Genomic DNA, 6,225 nt, shown 5'->3' on the forward strand with positions numbered 1-6,225 from the left:
AGCCAGGAAGCCGTCGACGTGATCATCGAAGGCATGCGCTGGCTGGGCCTGAACCACGATGAAGGCCCGTTCTTCCAGATGCAGCGCATGGACCGCTACAAGGCTGTGCTTGCGCAGATGCAGAAAGATGGCCTGGTCTATCCCTGCTACATGAGCATGGCCGAGCTCGACGCCCTGCGTGAAAAGCAAATGGCCGCCAAGGAGAAGCCGCGTTATGACGGCACCTGGCGCCCGGCGCCCGGCAAGACCTTGCCGCCCGTGCCCGATGGCGTGCAGCCGGTGCTGCGCTTCATGAACCCGCAAGGCGGCAGCGTGGTCTGGGACGACAAGGTCAAGGGCCGCATCGAAATCAGCAACGACGAACTCGACGACCTGGTGATCGCGCGACCCGACGGTACGCCGACCTACAACTTTTGCGTGGTGGTCGACGACATCGACATGGCCATGACCCACGTGATCCGCGGCGACGACCACGTGAACAACACGCCGCGCCAGATCAACATCTTCAAGGCCCTGGGTAAAGAGCCTCCGGTGTACGCCCACCTGCCGACCGTGCTCAACGAGCAGGGCGAAAAACTCAGCAAGCGCAACGGCGCCAAGCCGGTGACGCAGTACGCCGCCGAAGGTTATTTGCCCGACGCCATGGTCAATTACCTGGCGCGCCTGGGCTGGAGCCACGGCGACGACGAAATCTTCAGCCGCGAGCAATTCATTGAATGGTTCAACCTTGATCACCTGGGCAAGAGCGCCGCGCAGTTCGACGAAGCCAAGCTGCGCTGGGTCAATGCCCAACACCTGAAGGCCACTCCTGATGACACACTGGCAACGCTGGTGCAGCCCTTCCTGGCTGCCCAGGGCATTACCGGCGTGGACCCGGTATGGGTGACGCGCGGTTGCGGGCTTTTTAAAGACCGCTGCAGCACACTCGTAGAGCTGGCCGGCTGGCTGCAACTGCTGGTGACCGGGGGCAAGCCCAGTGCTGAGGACATCAGCACGCACGTCACGGAGGCAGTGCGCCCGGCCATTGCAAAACTGAGCAGTTCCCTGGTGGCCTGCGAGTGGAGCAAGGCCGCGATCTCGGCCGCCATCAAACAGGTGCTGGCCGACACCGGCCTGAAGATGCCGCAGCTGGCAATGCCCGTACGCGTGCTGGTCATGGGCACGCCGCAAACCCCGTCCCTCGACGCGATTCTGGAGCTCATGAAGCGCGAAGATGTGGTCTCCCGGCTCAAGCTTGTTTGAGGATTTGAAATAGGCCAATTTTTCGGGCTATAATTCAAGGCTCGACAATTGCAGGGAAACCTCAATAACTTGACGGGGGTATAGCTCAGCTGGGAGAGCGCTTGCATGGCATGCAAGAGGTCAGCGGTTCGATCCCGCTTACCTCCACCAAAAGTTAAAAGTTAGTCGGGAAGAATTTGAAGTTTTGTGGGCCCATGTGAAAGCAGGGGCTCATCCGGAAGTTCCAAGGTTTTGACCCTATCGTCTAGAGGCCTAGGACACCACCCTTTCACGGTGGCTACAGGGGTTCGAATCCCCTTAGGGTCGCCAGCATTCATCGCACCTTGTGTGTGGTGCCCAAGGCGCAAGTTGACAACCGCCGGCCCGCAAGGGCCAAGCGACTTGGCTCGAAAGAGCGAATGTTGTCACTACCAGGAGTGGTAGTTCAGTTGGTTAGAATACCGGCCTGTCACGCCGGGGGTCGCGGGTTCGAGTCCCGTCCACTCCGCCAATATTGATAAGGGTTAGCAGGTAAGTATCTGCTAACCCTTTTCTCTTTTCCGGCCCTTGTTCTTTGACTGCGTCCTCAAGATTGGGTGAGTGGCGCAAAGCAGCGGTATCGGCCTTGCTTTTCTATTGCCGGATTCTTCCATTCCCGCTGACGATCGTCATCTCCACGAAGCGCGAACCATTGCGCATCCCCGGACGAAATCCGATGACATATCCTCCCAGGTCAAAGCTGTCCAGTCCATCCAGAGCGGAAGCAAAACCTTCACGGGTCACACGCGAGCCTTGCCGCCGGGCCGCTTCAACAATCACCTTGGCCGCGATGAAGCCTTCCATCATTGCGTAGCTGATCGGAACATCCTGCGCGCCGGCCGTTGCCGCGATGTCGTTGAACTCCTTGGAAAGCCGATTTGTCAGTTTGTAGGGGCTGGGCGTAACCTGGGCGATCGCGATGCCTTGCATTTGCTCGTCAGAAAGCCGTTTCGCCATCTGCTCAATGTCCGCACCCGAGTGTGCAAACAGCTGAGCCGTTCCTCCGGCCGAGCGGTATTTCTCAATAAAACCGGAAGCTGCGCCTCCACTTGCAATCATGATGATCGCCTGCGGCGAGGCTTGCAGCATGGCGTCAGCGGCGGCAGTCACGCGGCTGGTCCCAGCGTCATAACCCGCCGTTTGCACGATCCTGGCCTTGGCATTCGCCGCTGCTTCCTGTGCGGCGGCGATGAGTGGCGCAGCACCGGGGCCGTTTTCGTAAAACAAGCCAAGCCTGGTGATTCCGACTGTCGCCAGATGCGCCGTGATTCTTGCAAGTTCGTCCCGCAATGTGGCACGCACGCCATAAAGTTGCGGAACGTCCAGATTCAGTTCGGTCGCGCGGAAGCCGACCAGCACGATGTGCTCGCGCTCAAATACGCCCGCGCTAACCAGCTGGGCGATATTGYGGCTTCCAAAATAGCCGGCAAGCACCACGGGCTTGTCCTCGGCCAGAAGCGCGCGCGTTTGGGTGAGTGTTTCATCGGGACGTCCAGCGTCGTCGCGGCGCGCCAGGATGAAGGTGTTTCCGTTGACCCCGCCCGCCTTGTTCACGGCGTTGAAATGCAACTGCATTCCAGCTGCATAGGCGCGGCCCTGGCTCGCGTCAATACCGGTCAACGGCGCCACCTGACCGACTACAAGCTGCGCGGCCAGTATGGACGACGCTATACCGCTTGCGATAACCAGGCCCGCCAAGCGGGCAATCAACTGACCAGTTCTCATTTCCAGTTTCCTTAACGCGGTCCAACTCGCACGTGCAACGCTTTCACCTGTCAAGCCTGAGGCTGTAGATAGTGAATCCAGCCCCACGGGTAACAATCGGAGAAGGCCACGAGGTCCTTGCCGGCCGCCACGTTCAATCGATCCGGATGTTGGAACGCAGGGCAATCACGCGCATGCGGGGCAGCTCGTTTTCGATGCGCGCCGCAACCGTGGCAGCGGGCTCCCAGGCATATTCGAGTCCGTTCGCAACGAGTTTTTCGCGAAGCTCCGGATCTTTCATGGTTTCAGCCAGCGCCTTCTGCAGCTTGGCTTTTACATCCGCCGGCACCCCCTTGGGCGTGGCAATGGCCAGCCAGGAATCGGCCGAGAAACCTTTGAAACCGCTCTCCGCCACAGTCGCCACCGTGGGCATTTGCGTCGCGCGGCTCTCGCCAGTGACGGCGATGGCCTTGATCCTCGGCTTGGCCGCCTTCAGCTGCGGCAGCGCCGCCGCGACGGTGTCAATCGAGAAGGGGATTTGGCCGGCCATCAAGTCGTTCATCGCCGGTGCGCTGCCTTTGTAAGCGATGTGCTGCAGCTTGATGCCAGCGGCGCTCCACAGCATTTCGCCGGCGAAGTGCCCTGTGGTGCCGTTGCCGAACGACCCGTACACGTACTTGTCCGGCGCGGCGCGCACTGCTGTTATGAGTTGCTTCAGGTCGTTGATCGGGACATCGGCGTTGGCCAGCAAAACAAGGGGAACGCGCGCCACCATCCCGACAGGCTCGAAACTCTTGATCGGGTCGTAAGGCAGCTTGGGCATGAGCGCTGGATTCACCGTGAAGGTGGAACCAGAGCTGATCAGCAGCGTGTAGCCGTCCGGCGCCGCCTTGGCAACAAAAGCGGCGCCGACGACGGTGCCGGCGCCCGGGCGGTTGTCGATGACCACCGGCTGGCCCAGTCGTTCAGCCAGTTTCTTGGCGACCAGCCGCCCGGCGATGTCGGTGGCACCGCCCGGCGGAAAAGGAATGACCAGTTGGACCGGCTTGGACGGATAGCCCTGCGCGTGAACGCTGGCCCATGGGGCCAGCAAGACCAGCGCCATGGCCAGGAAGAAGCGCTTCTCATACCTTGGGTTCATCATCGTATTGCTCCTCTTTGATACGGCATGGGCCGCGTTGATCAACCATTGCGAAACAGGAAACTGCAGGCATTGCGTTTCGGGATATCCAGAATTCCCAAGCGGCAAAGTTGGAGGGCATGTCGGAAATCCGCTTGAGGAGTCAAGGAAAGTCTATCGCCGAGGCCACGCAACAGGGTTGCAACATGATTGACTTTTGAGATCAATTATTTGAATAATTGAATTCAGAAATTTGGAGAAGTGTGTGATTAAAGAAAAAAGAGAAATAAAAGTGCGTTTACAGAATGAAACAACTACCCCGCGACCTGACCTGGACCGGGTTGATCGAGTGATCCTGCGCTTGCTCCAGCGCGATGCATCGATCTCCAATGTGGCACTGGCAGCCAAGGTGCACCTGAGCCCCGCAGCCTGCTTGCGCCGGGTGGAGCGCCTGAAGTCGATGGGCCTGGTACAGCGCATCGTCGCGTTGCTCAATCCTGCTTCGCTGAACCTTGGCATGCTGGTCGTGATCGGCGTGGTGTTGGACCGGTCCACACCGCAGTCCTTCGCCGACTTCGAAAAAGCGGTGCAGAAGGTGCCGGGCTGCCTGGAATGCGTGGTGGTGACGGGCGAGTTCGACTATTTCGTCACCGTCCGCACGCAGGACAACGAATCGTTTAACCGCCTGCATGCCGCGGAGCTGCTCTACCTCCCGGGGGTGCGGCAGATCCGCACCTTCGTCGTGCTGAAGCAGGTGCTCTCAACGACGGAATTGCCTGTTATGTAGTGTTCAGGGTGTTGACAATCCCGATGAAGGTTGAAGCGCACCCGACCATGGACAACGCGCATTGCCACGAGTGGTACCGGCACGCACCGTCGGTTCTTCAAGCCTGCCTTGAGGCTGCGGGCTTGAAGCTGGGGCGCCACCGGCCCCACAATGCACCCATGCGCAAACATTTCTCCGAAACCACGGGACCGCAGCGTCTCACCCTGGGTCTGGTGGCCGGGCTGGTGGTGGCGGCCTTACCGTTGCCCCTGGGCTGGCAGTTTTGCGGCCTGCTGGGCTGGTGTGCCGGAGTCGGCGTTTACCTGTGGCTGGCCTGGTGGCTGTGCGTGCGTTTCGACGCCAAACGCACGCGCGAGCGCGCGCAGGCACAAGATGAGCCCAGCGTGGTCCTGTTTTTGCTGATGCTGCTGGCTACCATGGCCTGCGTCGCGGCCATCACGGTCATGATGCAGCAGTCCAAAAATCTGTCAGGGATGGAGCGCACGCTGCGCATCGTGTTGTCAGTCGCGGCACTGGCCGCCTCCTGGCTGTTCATGCAGACCATTTATGCGTTTCGCTACGCGCACCGCTATTACCACGAGGAAAAACTCGGAGAGCCCGATGGGCCTGGCCTGTGTTTTCCCGGAGGGCTGGATCCRGACTATTTCGATTTTTTGTACTACGCCCACGTGGTCGGCATGACCTCGCAGGTCTCCGACGTGCAGGTCACCTCGCGCGAGATGCGCCGTCTCACGCTGGTGCACAGCGTGCTGTCGTTCGGCTTCAATATGCTGATCCTGGCGCTTAGCATCAATGTGGTGGCGGGCGCGTTGCAGTAGGGCCAGCCAGACGTCGCGAAGTCCCTAATGGATCATATGGGGCTGGCCTTTGCGGCATCTTTGCCCGGTTTTGCAAGTTCATACAGGCGCTGCTCCGCCAGCAGATTTCTGACATTTGCCTCAAATGCCTTTTTAAGGAACTCAGGCACGCTGCCGGAAGTAATTTCCGGAGCGTTGAAAGACCCATCTGTCGTGGTTTCAAAAACAACTTTTCCGGAGGCTGTGCTAAAGACTTGCCAGCGAACCTGCAGGTAAGTGGAACCCTTTAGCTTGCCGGTAATGCCGATATCTGCATTTGGGCTGCCGGAGAAAGGAAAGCAGAGATTGGACTCGTATTTTTCAATGGCTCCAGCGACAAGCAACTCCGCATTCGCAACGGTCTTGTCAACAAACAGGGCTTTTGGGTCGCCCGCAACCTTGTAGTTGGACTGAGTGAACTCTTTGCGAAAGGCATCCTTGAATTCGTCATCTGTCAGGTTGATTCTTCCGCCGCGCCAGTCGACCGAGTTGCCCGTGAAGCAGCTCCAGCCGTACTG

Annotated in this window: 6 protein-coding genes and 3 tRNA genes; 6 read left to right on the top strand and 3 right to left on the bottom strand. The window is 59.4% G+C overall.

The annotated features are described in order from the left end of the window. The 4 genes from gltX to AC1D1X_RS13250 all read left to right on the top strand — a co-directional run. Window positions 1–1,242 (top strand): glutamate--tRNA ligase (gltX, locus tag AC1D1X_RS13235; RefSeq protein WP_477698431.1); only part of this gene is annotated, 1,242 nt, incomplete at its 5' end. Window positions 1,243–1,316: 74 nt separating this feature from the next. Further along, a tRNA-Ala gene (locus AC1D1X_RS13240) sits at window positions 1,317–1,392 on the top strand. Between the two features lie 83 nt (window positions 1,393–1,475). Beyond that, window positions 1,476–1,551, top strand: a tRNA-Glu gene (locus AC1D1X_RS13245). 104 nt (window positions 1,552–1,655) lie between these two features. Further along, window positions 1,656–1,732, top strand: a tRNA-Asp gene (locus AC1D1X_RS13250). 122 nt (window positions 1,733–1,854) lie between these two features. On the opposite strand, the gene AC1D1X_RS13255 is transcribed toward AC1D1X_RS13250, so the two are convergent. Together AC1D1X_RS13255 and AC1D1X_RS13260 are read right to left on the bottom strand one after the other, a co-directional pair. Next, window positions 1,855–2,985 (bottom strand): ABC transporter substrate-binding protein, encoded by a 1,131-nt coding sequence (locus AC1D1X_RS13255; protein ID WP_477698433.1) that lies wholly within the window; start codon window positions 2,983–2,985, stop codon window positions 1,855–1,857. 133 nt (window positions 2,986–3,118) lie between these two features. After that, on the bottom strand, window positions 3,119–4,105 hold the full coding sequence (locus AC1D1X_RS13260) for a Bug family tripartite tricarboxylate transporter substrate binding protein (protein ID WP_477668904.1): 987 nt from the start codon (window positions 4,103–4,105) through the stop codon (window positions 3,119–3,121). A gap of 271 nt (window positions 4,106–4,376) precedes the next feature. Between AC1D1X_RS13260 and AC1D1X_RS13265 the strand changes: the two genes are divergently transcribed. Both AC1D1X_RS13265 and AC1D1X_RS13270 read left to right on the top strand, forming a co-directional pair. Beyond that, window positions 4,377–4,871 carry an Lrp/AsnC family transcriptional regulator gene (locus tag AC1D1X_RS13265; protein WP_477646422.1) on the top strand — a complete coding sequence of 165 codons (495 nt, stop codon included), beginning with the start codon at window positions 4,377–4,379 and terminating at the stop codon, window positions 4,869–4,871. Between the two features lie 158 nt (window positions 4,872–5,029). Next, entirely contained in the window at window positions 5,030–5,689 is a 660-nt protein-coding gene (locus AC1D1X_RS13270) for a DUF1345 domain-containing protein (protein WP_477668067.1), read from the top strand. Between the two features lie 32 nt (window positions 5,690–5,721). Here AC1D1X_RS13270 and AC1D1X_RS13275 read toward each other — a convergent pair. Beyond that, on the bottom strand, window positions 5,722–6,225 hold a 504-nt coding region (locus AC1D1X_RS13275), incomplete at its 5' end, for a hypothetical protein (RefSeq protein ID WP_477698432.1).

This window comes from Polaromonas sp. P1_G4 (genome assembly GCF_056405475.1).

Excerpts from the sequence above, each read along its gene's own strand:
- AC1D1X_RS13260 (WP_477668904.1), bottom strand. The coding sequence starts at position 4,105 with ATGAACCCAAGGTATGAGAAGCGCTTCTTCCTGGCCATGGCGCTGGTC.